Here is a 17,118-nt window from a genome sequence, read left to right as displayed (position 1 = left end):
GTTAGCGCACCTCCGGTTCGTAGAGGGTTCCGACGTAGACGAGCGAGATTATCAGCGCCATCAGCGTGATGAGCGTCGCCGCGGCCGACCCCCGGCCGAACGCCAGCTGGGTGAACGTGAGCTGGTGGTCGAACAGGACGAGCGTCGTCGTCGCCTCCCCGGGACCGCCCCCGGTCAGGCCGTACGGGAGTCCGAACGCCTGGAACGCCGGCAGCGTCCGGAAGATGAGCGCGACGAGGATGGTCGGTTTCAACAGCGGGAGCGTGATGTCGCGGAACTGCCGCCACTTCGACGCCCCGTCCATGCGCGCCGCCTCGTAGAGGTGGTCCGGGATGCCGGACAGGCCCGCGAGCAGGATGAGCGCCATGAAGGAACTGGTCTTCCAGATGGTGATGAAGATCATCGACGCTAGCGCGACGTCCGGCTTCGCCAGGAACGGGTACGTCGACTCGAGAATTCCGAGGCGGATGAGCACGTCGTTGATGACGCCGTACTGTCCGTGGAACATCCACGCCCATATCTTCGCGTTGATGACGGTCGGCAGCGCCCAGGGGAAGAGAATCGCCGCTTGGATGAAGTACTTCCCCTTGAACGCGCGCTGGAGGAGCAGGGCGATGCCGAGCCCGATGACGAGTTCGACGGGCACCGACACGAAGGTGTAGATCATGCTCACCTTGAACGAGTTCCAGAACCCGCCGTTGCTCAGGATCTGCTCGTAGTTCTGTAGGCCGACGAAGGTCGTCGGCCGCGATTCGATGATGTACCCCGTGTAGAGGCTGCTCCGTATCGTCTCGACGATGGGATAGAAGGAGACGGCCAGGAGGAACAGCACGACGGGCGTCAACAGCGCCGTCGCCAGTTCCTCCTCCGTCAGCCGGAGTTCTCGGTACCGCTGCCATCGCGACTGGACGGGCGTCGACGCCCCGTCGGACGAGTCACGGCGGGAGCTACTTGCGTGGTCCACAGTGTCTGGCATACGTATACGTCGCACATGAAGCAACCCTCGACAATAAACCTACGGGAGTCCGCGGAGCGCCGCAACGCGAATTTTAAATAGTTCGTCGGAGACAGTGCGAACACGACCATGGTATCAGCAACGTCCGCGTCTCTCGATAGCGACGCTGTCGGTGTCGCGCTCTGCTGGTGGAGCGCGCTCGACCGCGGCTGGAAGGCGACGATTCTGGGTGTGGGAATCGTGTCTATCCATCTCATAGTCGGATGACGGCGCGGACCCACGCGCGACGACTCCTCCCGGGGCTCGCGCTCCTCGCGGGCGTGACGGTCGTCGCTCGCACGCTCGGAACGCGCCTCGCGCATCTCAGCCCCCTCATCGTCGCCATCGCCGTCGGCGCGTTCGTCGCCAACACGGTCGGCGTCCCGGACTGGGCGACGCCGGGCGTGAGTCGACACAAACTCCTCCTGGAGACCGGTATCGTCCTCCTCGGGGCCCGTCTCACTGTCGAGGAACTGGTCACCACCGGCCCGCTCGTCGTCGGATTGGCCGCCGGGGCCGTGGTCGTCGGCGTCTTCTTCATGGAGACGGTCGCCGGACGTCTCCTCGACGTCGACGGACGAACTACGTCGTTGCTCGCCGCGGGTGCGAGTATCTGCGGCGTCTCCGCGGTGGTGGCCGTCGCCGGGAGTATCGACGTCGACGAGGCCGACATCACGTACGCCGTGGCGACGATACTGCTGTTCGACGCGGTGACGCTCGTCGTCTTTCCGGCCCTCGGCAGCGTTCTCAGCATCACCGGCAAACAGTTCGGCATCTGGGCCGGCCTGAGCCTGTTCAGCACCGGCCCGACCGCTGCCGTGGGATTCGCGATGTCGGAAACGGCCGGACGGTGGGCGACCGTCACGAAGCTCGTCCGCAACTCCTTCATCGGCCTGCTGGCCATCGCGTACGCGGTCCGGTACACGGCGGGCACCGACGACTCGACCGGTCCCACGGAGCTCTGGAATCGCTTCCCGAAGTTCCTCCTGGGGTTCCTCGCGGTCATCGTCATCGTGAACGCGGTGAGCCTCCCGTCGTCGACCGTGGCCGCGATCGACGTCACCGGTGACTGGCTGTTCGCCCTGGCATTCGCCGGCCTCGGCTTCGAGCTGGACCTCGACAGTCTCGGTGCGGCGGGGATGCGGCCGGTGGCCCTCGTCGTCGCTCATCTCGCCACCGTCGGCACCCTCTCGCTGGCCGCCGTCATGACGCTTCTCTAACCAGCCGCGCCCGCCAGCGGTACCGCTGACAACAACTGTTAATACGAAGGAGTCTGTTCGCTCGATTGCATGGCCGACCAGCTTATAGAGGTCGTAGAACCTGCAGACAACGTCGCAACGGCGCTTCGTGACGTCGAGGCCGGCGAGACGGTCACCGTCGCCGTCGGCGACGCGGAACGAACCATCGAGATGAACGACGATGTCGAGTTTGGCCACAAACTCGCACTCGAGCCGATACCCGAGGGGGAGACGGTCACGAAGTACGGCAAGAGCATCGGAAACGCCTCGACCGACATTGAGGCCGGCGACTGGGTCCACGTCCACAACGTCGACTCGAACTACGGTCGCGGCGACCTCGCCGACGACCAGAACCAAGCGCAGGCAGCACACGAGTGAACACCATGAGCGAATTCCTCGGATACGAACGCGACGACGGTAGCATCGGCATCCGGAACAACGTCGTAATCGTCTCGACGGCCCCGTACGCGAACGACACGGTCGAGCGCGCGGCGGACATCGTCGAAGACGCCATCCCCATCACCCACCCGCTCGGGCGGTGCCAGACCAAGCCCGACGTCTTCCAGACGTACCGGACGCTGCTGGGCTACGCGACGCATCCGAACACCTACGGCGCGGTCGTGGTCGCCCACGCCGGCGAGATCGTCGACGGCGACGAACTCGCGGACGACGTCGCCGAGACCGGCCGACCGAGCGAATCGGTCAACATCCACCGGGAGAAAGGCGTGATGAACGGTCTGAAGGCCACAGTCAACGCTGCCCAGGAGATGGTCCGGGACGCCAGTGCGCAGCGCCGCGTTCCGGCGGACATGTCCAATCTCACCTTCGGCATCAACTGTGCGACGTCGGACACCACCTCGGGGCTCTGCCAGCATAAGGCGACCGCGGGCGCGGTCTGGCGACTCATCGACGACCACGGCGGTCGCGGCGTCTTCGCCGAGACGCCCGAGTTCTTCGGCGGCGAGAAGGAACTCGCGGAGCGCGCGGTCTCCGAGGAGGTCAAACAGAAGATACTCGACCGCGTCGAGTGGTGGGACGAGCGCCTGCAGGCGACGGGCTACGACGTCCGCGGCGCCCAGCCCACCCCGGACAACATGGACGGCGGCCTGACGACCATCGAGGAGAAGTCGCTCGGCGCGCTCGTCAAGTCCGGCGACGGTCCCATCCAGGACATGGTCGACTACGCCGAGAAGATTCCCGACAGGTCGGGGATGTACATCATGGACTCGCCCGGCCACGGCGCCGAGTCCGTCACGGGCATCGGCGCGAGTGGCGCGCACTTCATGGTCATCTCGACCGGCCAGGGACACACGCTCTCGAACGCCGTCATGCCGACCATCAAGGTCACCGGCAACCCCGGCAGCGCCGAGCGCGTCCCCGAAGAGACCGACGTCGACGTGAGCGACGCGCTCGTCGGCGACAAGTCCTTCGACTGGGCGACCGACCAGCTATGGGACGAGATAGAGGACGTCGTCAACGGCAAACTCACGATGAGCGAGGCCCTCGGCGAGAGCCAGTTCGCCATCCACCGCATCGGACCGTCCACGTGAGATGGAGGTAGACTGTCAGCGCGCCGTGGACGTAGCGACTGCGGCCTTCGAGAACCATGGCATCTCGCCGTCGGACGCCGAACTCACGGCCGAAACCCTGGTGAGCGCGGACGCCCGCGGGAAGCACTCGCACGGGCTCCTGCGTCTGCCGCGGTTCGTCCGCGGCATCGAACACGGGAACGTTGACCCCGACGGCACCATCGAGGTGGTCGCCGAACGTGGCGGCGCCGTGACGCTCTCCGGCGGCTCTCGACTCGGCCCCGTCGTCGCGAGCGAAGCGGCGGTGACCGCGATGGACCGCGCCGACGAGTTCGGCGTCGGCGCCGTTGGCGTCCACGACACGAACCATCTCGGGATGCTCGGCTACTACACCGACCGGATACGCTCGGAGGGGTACGTCGGCGTCGCCATCACGAACACGGAACCCGCGATGCCGCCGTACGGCGGGGCCGAACCGATACTGGGGACGAACCCCATCGCCGTCGGCCTCCCGACGGACCCGCCGTTCAACCTCGACATGTCGACGTCCGCCATCGCGCGCGGAACGGTGCTCCACCGAAAGGAGCGTGGCGAGACGCTCCCCGAAGCCGTCGCGCTCGATGCGGAGGGCGAACCGACGACCGACCCCACCGTGGCGCTGGAGGGGACCATCCTCCCGTTCGGGGGCGCGAAGGGGTCCGGCCTCGCCATCGCCGTCGAGGTGTTGGCCGGCGGTCTGGTCGGTGCGGCCATGGGAACGGACGTGACCGGCACGTACCACACCGGCGACCCCTGCACGAAGGGCGACTTCCTTCTCGCCCTCGACCCGTCGGCATTCGGCCGCCCCGACTTCGCGTCGGAGGCGAGCGCGTTCCTGCGGGAGTTGAAGGCGTCCGAACGGGCAAGCGACGTCGACGAGATTCGCCTTCCCGGCGAGCGGTCGGTGGCGCGCGACCGCAACCGGGACGTCGTCGAGCTTGAGGACGACCGCTGGCACGAGATTCGGACCCTCGCCGGTCTGGCCTGACGCCCTGGCGACTCGGTTCCACCCGCCCCGGGTTTCTTCCAGGGTTAATGAATATGTGTTAACAATAACAGTTATCACACCACCTGACCATGTGTGACAATGTATGTGGAACGAGGATACTAGCCGTTCGAAACGTCAGCTACTGAAAGGAATGGCCGCCGGTGGAACCGCCCTGCTCGCAGGGTGCACCGGTGGTGGCGGCGGCGGCGGTGGCGGCGGAGGCTCCGGCGACCAGGACGGGGGCAAGACCAAGATAAAGTACGTCTACCCCGGCTACTTCAGCGCGGACGCGAAGGACCTGCTGCCGATGTTCAACGAGCAGGCGAAGAACGTCCAACTCAACTCTCAGAAGACGCCCGCCGAGTCGTCGTCGACGCGGAAGTACTACGTCAACCAGTTCATCTCCCAGTCCTCGGCGTTCGACGTCGGGAACATGGACGTCGTCTGGCCCGCGGAGTTCGTCAAGAACGGCTGGGCGGCCAAGGTCGAGGATTCGAACAACCTCACGAACAAGATGCTGAAGACCCCCGTCGAGTCCGTCACCATCGACGGCTCGATGTACGGGATGCCGATTCACACGGACGCCAACGCGCTGTACTACCGCACCGACCTCCTGAAAGATGCCGGGTACGACGAGCCTCCGAAGACGTACATGGAGCTCGTGAAGATGGCGAAAGACATCAAGCAGAACAGCGACAAGGACCTCAACGGCTACATCTGGCAGGGTGGGGCCAACGAGGGGCTGACCATCATGTGGCTCAACTGGCTGTGGGGCATGGGCGGCGGCGTCCGGAAGAACGGGAAACTCAAGGTGAACACCCAGAAGGGCGTCGACGCGCTCTCCCACGCCGTCGACCTCATCCACGAGCACAACGTGACGCCGGACTCGATCCCCTCGTCCAGCACCGACCAGAACCGGAAGACGTTCCAGCAGGGCAACACCATCTTCATGCGCAACTGGCCGTACGCCTACGCGCTGATGAACGAGGACGGGTCGGCGGTCAAAGACAAGTTCGACGTCGCGCCGATGCCGAAGGCCAAGGGCAACCCCAACGCGCAGAACTCCTGTCTCGGCGGCTGGAACATCTTCGTCAACAAGAACTCGAAGAACAAGGGGGCGGCCCAGCAGTTCGCCAATTTCATGGCCTCGATGAAGGCCCAGAAGAACATGGCGCTCGAGCACAGTCGACTCCCGGTCCGGAAGGAACTCTACAAGGACAAGTACCTCGAGCAGGCGGAACACCTGAAGGTGTTCAAGAAAATCGTCGAGCAGACGAGCGCCCGCCCCTCGACGCCGAAGTACTCGACGTTCTCGAAGATCGTCTTCACGGAGTGCAACAAGGCGCTGGTCCAGAATAAGTCACCGAAGAAGGCGCTCGACGACGCCCAGAGTCAGATCGACAGCCAGGTCAACAACGCCTGACGAAACTGCTTCTCTTTCGCCGTCTCCGCCGCAGTCGAGGCGCACCGACGCGACCGCGTTCAGTTCGGCAACTCCGACGATGGCGACGAGCGGAACGGGCGCTCACTGCTCGACGAGTTCGTTCTCGGCGGCGTCGACGATGCGTCCGTAGGACTGCTCCAGTCGCGCCCGCTCGGACTCCGTCAGCGTCGGCAGGGGCGGCAGCGGGTCGCCGATGTCCATCTCGTGGACGGCGACGAGGTGCTTGACCGCCGCGGCGGTCGGGAGGTCGTTCGTCGCGCTGACCGCGGGCGCGACGATGCGTTCCATGATGTGGGAGACAACGTCGTGGTCGTTCGACTCGAAGGCCTCGTACAGGCGAGCAAGGTGTTCCGGAAAGACGTTCGCGGGCCCCGCGATGATTCCGTCGGATCCGAGTTCGAGCGACGCAGCGGCGAGTTCGGTCGCGCCCTGGAAGACGGCGAACTCCTCGGCGGTCCGTTCGTTGACCCGGTGGTGGTAGGTGAGGTCGCCAGAGGTGTCTTTCAGTCCGACGACGTTCCGGTGGTCCGCGAGCGACGTCACGGTCTCTATCTCGATCGCGTTGCCGGTCAGCTGCGGGATGTTGTACAGGACGACAGGAATCGGCGACCGGTCCGCGACGTCGGTGAAGAAGCCGTCGAGACCGTTCTGGGTCGTACTCAGGTAGTAGGGGGTGACGACGACGGCGACGTCGGCGTCCGCCGCTGCGGCCGTCTGTACGTTCTCCACGACGGCGTCGACGCTCGTGTGGCCACAGCCCGCGAAGACGGGAACGCGGTCGTCGGCGACGGCGGCGACGGTCTCTATGACGGTACGATTCTGCTCGGTCGTCAGGCTCGAGAACTCGCCGATAGAACTCCCTGGAAACAGGCCGTGAACGCCACTCTGGACGAGGGAGTCCGTGAATCGCTCGAGCGCAGACACATCGATTTCCCCGCTCCGCCTGTCGGTAGGCGTAGCCATGGGAACGACTGTCCCCGATAGGTCCATGACTATTGACTGGACTAGCACCGATTTATAATTTGGGATGGAGTCACAATCGGTTATAACCTCTCCTTTCTGTCAGAAACGGCGCGTGTCGCAGGCGACGGACACACGGCGACTGCGCGAGCGGCGTTCCCGGGGGCAACACTTATTGTGACGTTGGGCCACGTTGAGGTATGAGCCTGGAAGTAGCCAGCCGTCTCGACAAGCAGATGCTCATCGACGGCGAGTGGGTCGACGCCGACGACCGAACGGACGTCAGCTATCCGTACGACGGATCGACCGTCGGGTCCGTCCCGGTCGCGAGTGCGGAGCAAGTGAACGAGGCCATCGAGGCCGCCGACCGTGCGTACCAGGAGTCGACGCTCTCGGCCTACGAGCGCTACGAGCTGCTCACCGCAGCCGCGGACAGACTCGAAGAACGCGCGGACGAGGTATCGAACGTGGTGACGAGTGAACAGGGGAAACCGCTCTCGGAGTCGCGGACCGAGGTCGACCGAGCCGTACAGACGCTGCGGCTCTCCGGCGAGGAGGCAAAGCGGATGTTCGGCGAGTACGTTCCGATGGACGGCCAGAAGGGGTTCGCGAAGGACCACTGTTTCACCCAGCGCGAGCCGCTGGGCGTCGTCGCCGCCATCACGCCGTTCAACTTCCCGCTGAACCTCATGGTCCACAAGGTCGGTCCTGCCCTCGCCGCGGGCAACGCCGTCGTCGGCAAACCGGCGTCCAACACGCCCCTGAGTTCCATCGTGCTGTTCGAGTGTCTGGCGGAGGCCGCCGAGGAGGTGGACGCCCCCGACGGTCTCGTGAACGTCGTCACTGGAAGCGGGTCGACCGTCGGCGACGCCATCCTCGACCACGAGGCGGTCGAGGCCATCTCCTTCACGGGGTCGACGGACGTCGGCAAGTATCTCGCGAACAACAGCGGAATGAAGGAGCTCACCCTGGAACTCGGCGGGAACGACCCGACCATCGTCTGGGACGACACCGACATTGAGCAGGCCGCGGAACAGCTCGTCGGCGGTGCCTGTTCGAACGCCGGGCAGGTCTGCAACAGCGTCGAGCGCGTTCTCGTCCACGAGACCGTCGAAGACGAACTCGTCGACGCGCTCGTCGACGCCGCCGAATCGCTGACCGTCGGTGACCCCACGGACGACGAGACCGACGTCGCCTCGATGGTCGACGACGACCAGTTCCAGACCGTCGTCGACCTGTTCGAGGCGACGGTCGAGCAGGGTGCGACCGTGGAGTACGGCGGCAACTACGGCGGCGACCTCGGGGAGCGCGTGTTCGAACCGACCGTCCTCTCGGGCGTCACGCCGGAGATGCCCGCGGCCAGCGAGGAGGTGTTCGGACCCCTCGTGCCCGTCATCCCGGTGAGCGACTTCGACGAGGCCATCGAGGAGGCCAACAACACGAACTACGGGCTCGAAGCCGGACTGTTCACGCAGGACATCGACCGCGGAAAACGCGCCGCGGACGAGATCGACGCCGGCGGCGTCAACATCAACACCGTCTCCGGATTCCGCGCGGACCACATGCCCTACGGCGGGTTCAAGGACTCCGGCGTCGGCAAGGAGGGCATCAAGTACGCCCTCGACCACTTCTCGCGCGAGAAACTCGTCGGGTTCCACCAGGGGTTCAACGCCTGACCGAGACGGCCGCCGTCTCCTTTCGGCCCCCTCGGTAACGACGCCCGTCCGATGCACTCCCGAGACTCTCATTCTCTCTCGTCGATAGTGACGTCGCTGAAGTACCGTCGTTCGGTGACTGGAGTCGTATCGCCGCGGATTTCGAACGTTTCCGACGCCCGGACGTCGGCCGACGAGGACCCGACCAGCACCTCGACGTCCCCGGGTTCGACCACCAGTCGTTCCTCGCGGTCGTAGAACGCGACCAGGTCGGACGGGAGGTGGCACTCGACGGTCGCAATCTCCCCCGGTTCGAGCGACACGCGCCGGAAGCCGACGAGCGACCGGGACGGTCGAACGCGACTCGCGACGGAGGTTCGAGCGTAGAACTGGACGACCTCGTCGCCGGCCCGACGGCCGGCGTTCGCGACGTCGACGCTGGCGGTCACCGCCCCGCTCGGCGTGACAGTCGCCGGGTCGATATCGAGGTCGCCGTACTCGAACGTCGTGTAACTCTCCCCGTGCCCGAACGGGTACAGCGGGCCGGCGTCGGCGAACACGTACTCGTGGTCCGACGCGACGGGCTTCCGGTCGTACGCCACGGAGGACTGGCCGACCGAACGCGGAATCGAGACCGGGAGCTTGCCGCCCGGGTTCGCGTCGCCGAACAGCACGTCGGCGATGGCGTTGCCGCCCTCCTCGCCCGGGAGCCACGCCTCGACGACCGCCGGGACGTTCGCCGCCGTCCACTCGACGGCGAGCGGTCTCCCGCCGACGAGTACCGCGACCACGGGCGTCCCTGACGCGTGAACCGCCTGCAGGAGTTCACGTTGCCGACCGGGCAGCCCCAACTCGGCCCTGTCGAGCGCCTCGCCAGACGTGCCCGTTGAATCGTGTTCGACGTCGATGCCCGACTTCCCTCCGACACAGACCACCGCGACGTCGGCCTCCCTCGCCGCGTCCGCGGCGGTGGCGACGTCCGCGTCCGCTCCGTCCGTGAGCGAACAGCCCTCGACGTGCGTGACGGCCGTCCCGTCCGGCGCGGCGGCCTTGATGCCCGCTAGCGGGCTAACGACGCGCACGGAACTGTCCTTGTCGTCGTTCGCTCCGTACGCGTAGTTCCCCAGCAGATTCCGCGGTGCGTCCGCGTTCGGGCCGACGACTGCGAGCGAGTCCACGTCCGTATCGAGCGGTAGGAGTTCACCCCGGTTCTGCAGGAGGACGATGGACTGTCGCGCCGCTTCGCGCGCGAGAGCGCGCTGTGCGTCGGTCTCGAAGGTGTTCCGAGCGGCCGTCGGGTCCACGAACGGGTCGTCGAACAGCCCCAACTGAACCTTCTCTCGGAGGTGACGCCGGACGGCCTCGTCGATGCGACGTTCGTCCACCCGACCGTCCTCGACCGCCGCCACGAGTTCGTCGCCGTAACACTCCGTCTCGGGCACCTCGACGTCGATGCCGGCGTTCATCGCCAGGACGCCCGCCGCCTGCCGGTTCGGCGCGACCCGGTGGTCCGTCGCGAGCATCTCGATACCCCGGCCGTCGGAGACGACGGTGCCCTCGAACCCCCAGTCGTCCCGCAGCAGGTCCGTCAGCAGTTCGCGGGACGCGTGGCACGGGATGCCGTCGACGTCGTGGTAGGCGGCCATCACCGACGCGGCGTCGCCCGCATCGAGAGCGGCCTCGAATGGGAAGAGGTGGCGCTCCCGGAAGACCCGGGGTGAGACGTCGACCGACGCGCGATTCCGGCCACCTCGGGGGGCACCGTGCCCGGCGAAGTGTTTCAGGGTCGCGAAGACGCCGTCCCGGTCTGGTCCCTGGAGCCCGGCGACGCAGGCAGTGGCCATCTCGGCGACGAGGAACGGGTCCTCGCCGTAGGTCTCCTCCGTCCGCCCCCATCTGAAGTCGCGGGCCACGTCGGCCACGGGAGACAGCGTCAGGCCGACGCCGACGGCTTCGAGCTGGCGACTGACCTCGTTCGCCACGCGCTCTATCGTCGCGGGATTCCACGTGCTCGCGAGGCCAATGCTCTGGGGAAACGTGCTTCCTCCCTTGCCCGCGTAGCCACAGAGGCTCTCCTCGCGGACGATGGCGGGAACGCCGAGACGGGTCTCCTCGTCGAGGAACGCCTGGACCTCGTTCGCAACCCGTGCGAGATCGCACGGCCCGAGGTCGCTCTCCCGACCGAACCGGGTGACGCGTCCGATTCCGTCGGCGATTTCGGCCGCCGCCTTCTCCTCGGAGAACGTACCATCCTCCAGGAGTGCTCCGACGCGAACGGTGCCGAGTTGGGCGACCTTCTCGTCAAGCGTCATCCGGGCGACAAGCCGGTCGACGGTCGGGTCCTGCGAACGGTCGCCGCTCATGTCCGGTCGGTGGAGACCCATTCGCGGTCCGCCGCCGACTCGTAGACGGCCTCCATCGTCACCATGTCGATGAGACCGTGCTCGCCGTCCGGGTGCATCGGCGCGTCACCGCGGACGCGGTCGGCGAAGTAGTCGAACTCCTCCAGCATCTGGTCTACCTTCTCGAGCGTGATGGACGACCGACTGTCCCCCCGCGAGACGTGAAGCGTCCGCGACTGGTCCTGGAAGAATGCGGGTTCGACGCGCACCTGGCCCTCCGTGCCGGTCACGGTGATGCCGCTGGACTGGCGAGCGTTGTGACTGGCGTAACAGGACGCGTACACCTCGTCGGGGAACTCCAGCATGAAGGACACCGTCTCGTCCACGTCGTCGAAGGCGTCGTGCGTACTGGCGGTCCGGCCCGTGACGGCCACGGGGTCGGCGTCCAGGAGGAAGCGGGCCGTGTTCAGCGGGTAGATGCCGATGTCGAAGAGCGCGCCACCGCCGGCGAGCCCCTCGTCGAGCCGCCACTGGTCGGGGTCCGGATTGATACGGTCGAGCAAGCGCTGGGACATGTCCCCGCGCACCTCCATCGGTTCCCCGACGAACCCCGACTCGACGAGTTCGCGCGCGCGTCTGACCGCCGGTTCGGTGTGCATCCGGTAGGCGACCATCAGTTCGACGCCGGCCGCCTCGCACGCCTCGACGAGTTCCCGGGCGCGCTCGCTGTCGCGTTCCATCGGCTTCTCGCAGAGGACGTGTTTCCCGTACGCCGCCGCGGTCTCAACGTATTCGAGGTGCAGCGCGTTGGGCGTACAGATGTAGACGGCGTCGTACTCGTCGCGGGCGACGCCGTCGTGGAACTCGTCGTAGTCGATGCCGTCGACCGCGCCGTCCGTGTCGGCCGCCACTCGATCGGCCTTCTCGGTCGTGCTGCTGACCATCACCGTCGGCTCGCAGCGGTCACTCGCTTCCAGCGCCGGCAGGGCGCGTCCCTTCGTGAACCAGCCGAGGCCGATGACGGCGAACCGAACCGCCGCCGTTTCCTCGCCGTCGACCGTCTCCCAGTCGCGCGCACAGCTATCCTCGAAAAGCGCATCTAGCTCCATGTCGGGGGACACTGGGGCATGGCTATTAAGCCCACCCCTGCCCGAGTCCGTTCCTGACTCTCGGCAACTCTCCGGGGCGGGCAGTTGCGACCGGACGGCCGACGCCTCCGCCGGGAGACCCCCGAACCTGACGCTTACACTGGATATACGTGAAGGTTATACGAGCGTTCGATGCGTCGTCCGGACTCGGAAAAAACGACGCGGCGACGCCGGCACCACGCCGGCGCTGTCCTCGCCTGCTCTTCGACCTGGACTCGTCGCCGACGCCGGTTTCGGCACTTTCAGGACGGACTGGCGATATCGTCGGCGTCGTCCGGTTCGTCGCCCTGTCGGTCCTCCTCGCCGATGTCGCGGGTTCAGAGGGACTCGGACGGCATCGAGGGACGGGACCGACCGGAGGGCTGCTCCGAAGGGGAGTCTTCGCGCACGCGTCGACGCGACGCCAGTCACTACGTACCTGGTCCCGTCGCGGGCGCGAGGGGACTTCGAGACGGTCTCCTCGCCCAGCCCTCGCTTCTCGTACGGGCGTTCCTGCTGCCGTCGTGGACTTCCCGAGGGGGTCGCCGCCTCCCGACTCAGGAGACCACTCGCCTCGAGGCCGGCTACCGGAACGGTCCCCTCCGGGTCCTACGGCTTCCCTCCGCCCTCCACCCGCCGACGTCGTCCGGGGGAGTACTCCTCCCAGTCTACGAACAGTAGCGCGAAAACGAACCGAAGCTTACAATATATTCGACTGGAAAAGGTTATGATGAGATTCTTCTACATCTATTGCCACGCTATCGATATCCGTGGTCGACAGTGGCTGGCGAGTTTCGCGCCGTAGCGCTCGACTCGGGGACCGTCGCGTCGATCGGACTGCCGTCCCACCTATTACCTTCGAAACCGTACCCCGCGAGAGGTGAACGGACGATGGACCCCTCGACGAACCCAGCATCGAGCGAGGCGGAACCGTCGATGCTCGTCGATAGGTACCTGCCGGAGTACGACGTGACGGAAGTTCGCCACGCGGTCGTAGACGCCGACCCGGAGACGACCTACGAGGCAATGCTGACGGCCGACCTGCTGGACCTCGGGCCGGTCGTCCGCGCCCTCGGACGGCTACGCGACCTGCCGGTGGCGCTCTCGGACTGGCTCCGGGGAACCGCTCCGGAGGCTCCGCCGGACCAATTGCGGTTCGCCGACGTTCCGGAGACCGACGAGTGGACGTTGCTGGACGAAACGCCGGGCGAGGAGTTCGTCTTCGGCGCCGTCGGGAAGTTCTGGCGGCCCAGTATCGAGTGGCGACAGGTCGACCCCGAGGAGTTCGTGACGTTCGACGAACCGGGGTACGCGAAGCTCGCTATCAGCCTGTCAGTTCGGCCGTTTGGCGAGAACCGGACGGTGCTCTCCTACGAGGCCCGCACCGCGACGACGGACGCACGCGCCAGCCGGAACTTCGGACTGTACTGGCGGGTCATCAGCCCGTTCGCGGGGTACCTGATGTCGCGCGCGCTGGACCGCGTGGCGACCGACGCCGAGACGCGGGCGCGCCAGGCCCACGAGACGACGGCGAGGAGCGTCGAAACCGGCGAACAGCCCCGTTCGTCCTGGACCCGCGGGCGAATCGCGGCGATGGCCGTGCTGGTGCTCGCGGGAACGTACCACTTCCTGGTCAGGCCGTGGCACCGACGCTGGGGAGCGACCGACGAGGAGGCGAGGAAATCGCTTCCCGGCGACGACCTGCTCGCGGGGACGACCAGACAGGTCACGCACGCGGTCGAAATCGACGCACCCCCCGGGGAGGTCTGGCCGTGGCTCGTCCAGATGGGGCAGGGCCGCGGCGGGTTCTACAGCTACGACTGGCTGGAGAACGCTATCGGGGCGGACATCCACAACGTCGAGCGAATCGTTCCGGAGTATCAGGACCTAGAGGAGGGCGACGTCGTACGGCTCGCCCCTCCCGACTACCCGCTATCGTCGCCCGAGTCGGCGCCCGAAGTCGCCCGTCTCGACCCCGAACGGGCGCTCGTCCTCCGGCCGCCGGGCGAGTCGCCGGCGTGGACGTGGGCGTTCGTCCTCGAACCGGTCGGCGATGATACGACGCGGCTTCTGGCCCGAATGCGGTCAAAGCCGGCCGAGTCCTCGATCGGTCCCCTGGCCGGACGTCCACGACTCCTCGACGCGGTCGATTACCTCTTCTGGGAACCGGCTCACTTCGTCATGGAGCGGAAGATGCTCCGGGGGATCCAGCGACGGGCCGAGCGGGAGGCGACGACCGAACCACGGTCGACGGCGTGATACGTGTCCCTTCGCGTTCGGGACCCCCATCGAGACGCGTCCGCCGGGAACCCCCTGGACGGTAACACTCCACCGGTTGTTGACCGCCGAACTCGTTCTCCCGCGGCTCATCGCTCCAGACGCGTGACGCGTCCCTTCCGAATGCCGTGATGGCACGACAGAGGGCCTGCGTTTCTCGTCCGCTCACCGGACCGACGTCGACCATCAGTAACGGAGGTGGTCTCCGCGGTACTCACTTCGTCTGCCAGATAGCAGTCACCACCACGCCGTCGTCCGTGATGGTCTCGTACTCGTACCCTCTCTCGGTGAGTTTCGGGTAGAGGTGTTGGGGCGCACGGTTGTTGACCTGCATCAGCACCGTCAGCTCGTCGAGGTCGGCCAGCGTTTCGAGCGTCCGCGTCAGCGGTTTCGGCGGGCCGAGCGCTCGGACGTCGAGCGTCTCGCGTGGTCGTTCGGTCGGAGCACGAGTCCGGTCGACTGCCGCTTCGGTGACGTCGGTCTGCATAGTCCGAACGACGACTCGTACCGCTACGACCGTTGCCCCGAACACGTTCGACGACTTCCCGAACGTGTTCGGGGAGACTTATGGGAGCGCGAGGTCCGAACATGTACGTACAGATGCCGACCGCGAAACTGCACATCACGCTCCCAGAAGACGTATGGATTCATCAGGTGTCGTCGACCCATCCGAACGCCGAGTTCCGCGTGCTCGCCGCCTTGCCCGCCGAGGAAACGGGCGTCGGCCTGCTGGAGATCACGTCGTCGGACCTGCCCGCCGTCGTGCGCGCGATGGACGACGACGAGGAAGTCGTGAGCCTCGAACTCCACGAGGCCTCCGAGGAGACCGCGCTCGTGGAGTTCGAGACGACCGAACCGCTACTGCTATTCTCGGTGCAGGAGTCGGGGCTACCGCTCGAACTTCCGTTTACCGTGCAGGAGGGCGTGGCGGAGATCGAGATAACCGCCTCGCGCGACCGTCTCTCGGCGTTCACGACGCAACTAGAGGCGTTCGGGATGTCCTTCGACGTGGAGTACGTCCGGGAGATGGTCGACTCCGAGAGTCTACTGACCGACCGTCAGCAGGAGTTGCTGGACGCCGCGGTGGAGGCGGGGTACTACGACACCCCGCGCGAGTGTTCGCTGACGGAACTCGCCGAGGAGGCAGGAGTGGCGAAATCGACCGCCAGCGAGGTCCTGCACCGCGTTGAGGAGAAGATTATCAAGGAGTACAGCGAGGGGTGACGTCGGCGGTCTGGCGCTCGGCCAGGGTTTCCGCCGTCGCCTTCGCCTCCCGAATCCGGCCCGGAATCCCCGCCCGCGACGTGTAGTTCGTACACAGATGAACGCCGTCGGGCGTCGAAACCCCGTCCAGTGCGGTCCAGCTCGCGTCGTAGGCGGGCATCCCGCGTTCCAGTCGATGCACGGACAGTACCCGCGCCGGATGGCCGGTGACTTCTTTGAACTCCTCGACCGCCACTGCTGCCAGGCGCTCGTCGCTCCACTCGACCATCTCCGGACTCCGTGACCCGGCGAGAAAACAGGTGTAGACACCGTCCCTGTCCAGCAGACTCGCGTTCCACGTAACGCCGAGCGTCCGGAACTCCTCGTCGTACTGGATCTGATACCCTGCACCCGTCAGGCCGGCCTCGGAGTGGAGGTGGACGACGACCTGCGGGTTGTAGTTCAGGGTTCGGAGTGCGTCGGCGGAGTCCGGTGCGAGGTCACAGAGGAGACCGGCGGTCACGTCGGCCGGGGTCGTGACGACGAGTTCGTCCGCGACCGTCCCGCCAGCCGGCGTTTCGAGGACGAACCTCGCCCCCGGTCCCTCCCGGCGCACCGCCCGCACCGGGGTTCCGAGGCGGACGCTCTCCTCGTGAGCGTCGGCGAGTGCCGCCGGCAATCGCTGGAGACCGTCGTCGAACGAGGTGATCGGCGGGACCTCCCGGCCGTTCAGGAACTTCCGGACGACCGACGTCAGGACGCTTCCCTCGATGCCGGCCGAGTCGAGCGCCCGGGACAGCGAGTACTCCATCGGCATCTCTCCGGGACGTGACCCGTAGATCCCCCCATAGAGCGGTCCGAAGTAGTACCGGGCGACCTCGTCCCCGAACTTCCGGGTCAAAAACTCCTCGACCGTCTCGCCGTCGCGGGCCGGGCCGGTGAACGGTTCGAGGAGAACCCGGGCCTTCCCGCGCCACGAGAGCAGGTCGGTCGTCACCGCCGCTCGCGGCGTCTGAGGCACCCGCCGAAGCGTCCCGTGATGGTAGACGTACAGGGGGACGTCGTCGGCCTCCCGCAGTTCCTCCGCCAGTCCGAGCGACTCCACGAGTCCGGCGACCTCGGGGGTGAGGCGAGTTCGCTGGGGTCCGAAGTCGAGTACCCGCCCCTCGATTTCGGCGCTCCGGACGACGCCGCCGGGTTCGTCGGCCGCCTCGAAGAGGACGCTCTTGACGCCCGACGCCTGCAGATAGTGGTGGACCGCCAGTCCCGTGATGCCGCCGCCGACGATGCCGACTCTCATACTCGAAAACGGGGAGCGAGGG

15 protein-coding genes are annotated in these 17,118 nt (G+C 66.5%); 9 read left to right on the top strand and 6 right to left on the bottom strand.

Going from position 1 to position 17,118, the window contains the following annotated elements:
- Window position 1 precedes the first annotated feature (1 nt).
- The gene (locus tag ACRYA2_RS10980) at window positions 2-976 is read right to left on the bottom strand and encodes a carbohydrate ABC transporter permease (protein WP_433627688.1); all 975 of its coding nucleotides are present in this window, start codon (window positions 974-976) and stop codon (window positions 2-4) included.
- A 242-nt stretch (window positions 977-1,218) separates the two neighbouring features.
- Here ACRYA2_RS10980 and ACRYA2_RS10975 point away from each other — a divergent pair, with 242 nt between their 5' ends.
- The 5 genes from ACRYA2_RS10975 to ACRYA2_RS10955 all read left to right on the top strand — a co-directional run bounded on the left by ACRYA2_RS10975 (window position 1,219) and on the right by ACRYA2_RS10955 (window position 6,211).
- Window positions 1,219-2,214, top strand: a complete 996-nt coding sequence (locus ACRYA2_RS10975; protein ID WP_433627685.1) for a YeiH family protein — start codon at window positions 1,219-1,221, stop codon at window positions 2,212-2,214.
- 69 nt (window positions 2,215-2,283) lie between these two features.
- Complete coding sequence (locus ACRYA2_RS10970) at window positions 2,284-2,610, top strand: UxaA family hydrolase (RefSeq protein ID WP_433627682.1); 327 nt, start codon at window positions 2,284-2,286, stop codon at window positions 2,608-2,610.
- A gap of 5 nt (window positions 2,611-2,615) precedes the next feature.
- Window positions 2,616-3,782 carry a UxaA family hydrolase gene (locus tag ACRYA2_RS10965; protein ID WP_433627679.1) on the top strand — a complete coding sequence of 389 codons (1,167 nt, stop codon included), beginning with the start codon at window positions 2,616-2,618 and terminating at the stop codon, window positions 3,780-3,782.
- 1 nt (window position 3,783) lies between these two features.
- A complete protein-coding gene (locus ACRYA2_RS10960; protein ID WP_433627676.1) occupies window positions 3,784-4,788 on the top strand; it encodes an Ldh family oxidoreductase in 1,005 nt (334 codons plus the stop codon).
- 103 nt (window positions 4,789-4,891) lie between these two features.
- On the top strand, window positions 4,892-6,211 hold the full coding sequence (locus ACRYA2_RS10955) for an ABC transporter substrate-binding protein (RefSeq protein ID WP_433627673.1): 1,320 nt from the start codon (window positions 4,892-4,894) through the stop codon (window positions 6,209-6,211).
- A 102-nt stretch (window positions 6,212-6,313) separates the two neighbouring features.
- Here ACRYA2_RS10955 and ACRYA2_RS10950 read toward each other — a convergent pair whose 3' ends face one another.
- Window positions 6,314-7,222: a dihydrodipicolinate synthase family protein gene (locus ACRYA2_RS10950; RefSeq protein WP_433627671.1), complete on the bottom strand. Its 909-nt coding sequence runs from the start codon at window positions 7,220-7,222 to the stop codon at window positions 6,314-6,316.
- A gap of 170 nt (window positions 7,223-7,392) precedes the next feature.
- Here ACRYA2_RS10950 and ACRYA2_RS10945 point away from each other — a divergent pair, with 170 nt between their 5' ends.
- A complete protein-coding gene (locus ACRYA2_RS10945) occupies window positions 7,393-8,868 on the top strand; it encodes an aldehyde dehydrogenase family protein (protein ID WP_433627668.1) in 1,476 nt (491 codons plus the stop codon).
- 68 nt (window positions 8,869-8,936) lie between these two features.
- On the opposite strand, the gene ACRYA2_RS10940 is transcribed toward ACRYA2_RS10945, so the two are convergent.
- Together ACRYA2_RS10940 and gfo6 are read right to left on the bottom strand one after the other, a co-directional pair.
- Complete coding sequence (locus ACRYA2_RS10940; protein WP_433627665.1) at window positions 8,937-11,231, bottom strand: glycoside hydrolase family 3 N-terminal domain-containing protein; 2,295 nt, start codon at window positions 11,229-11,231, stop codon at window positions 8,937-8,939.
- Window positions 11,207-12,298, bottom strand: a complete 1,092-nt coding sequence (gene gfo6 / locus ACRYA2_RS10935; protein WP_433627662.1) for a D-xylose 1-dehydrogenase Gfo6 — start codon at window positions 12,296-12,298, stop codon at window positions 11,207-11,209. The genes ACRYA2_RS10940 and gfo6 overlap by 25 nt, the downstream gene beginning before the upstream one ends.
- A gap of 345 nt (window positions 12,299-12,643) precedes the next feature.
- On the opposite strand from gfo6, the gene ACRYA2_RS10930 reads away from it, so the two are divergent.
- Both ACRYA2_RS10930 and ACRYA2_RS10925 read left to right on the top strand, forming a co-directional pair.
- On the top strand, window positions 12,644-12,997 hold the full coding sequence (locus tag ACRYA2_RS10930; RefSeq protein WP_433627659.1) for a hypothetical protein: 354 nt from the start codon (window positions 12,644-12,646) through the stop codon (window positions 12,995-12,997).
- 210 nt (window positions 12,998-13,207) lie between these two features.
- Window positions 13,208-14,575: a hypothetical protein gene (locus ACRYA2_RS10925; RefSeq protein WP_433627656.1), complete on the top strand. Its 1,368-nt coding sequence runs from the start codon at window positions 13,208-13,210 to the stop codon at window positions 14,573-14,575.
- A 232-nt stretch (window positions 14,576-14,807) separates the two neighbouring features.
- On the opposite strand, the gene ACRYA2_RS10920 is transcribed toward ACRYA2_RS10925, so the two are convergent.
- Entirely contained in the window at window positions 14,808-15,080 is a 273-nt protein-coding gene (locus ACRYA2_RS10920) for a DUF2249 domain-containing protein (RefSeq protein ID WP_433627653.1), read from the bottom strand.
- A 113-nt stretch (window positions 15,081-15,193) separates the two neighbouring features.
- Here ACRYA2_RS10920 and ACRYA2_RS10915 point away from each other — a divergent pair, with 113 nt between their 5' ends.
- On the top strand, window positions 15,194-15,817 hold the full coding sequence (locus tag ACRYA2_RS10915; protein ID WP_433627793.1) for a helix-turn-helix domain-containing protein: 624 nt from the start codon (window positions 15,194-15,196) through the stop codon (window positions 15,815-15,817).
- Here ACRYA2_RS10915 and hemG read toward each other — a convergent pair.
- The gene (gene hemG, locus ACRYA2_RS10910) at window positions 15,795-17,096 is read right to left on the bottom strand and encodes a protoporphyrinogen oxidase (RefSeq protein WP_433627651.1); all 1,302 of its coding nucleotides are present in this window, start codon (window positions 17,094-17,096) and stop codon (window positions 15,795-15,797) included. The genes ACRYA2_RS10915 and hemG overlap by 23 nt on opposite strands.
- Window positions 17,097-17,118: the final 22 nt, after the last annotated feature.

Source organism: Halomicrococcus pelagicus (assembly GCF_050954125.1).
Note: the sequence above shows the minus strand (reverse complement) of the source record. Positions and strands in the feature narration are given on the sequence as shown.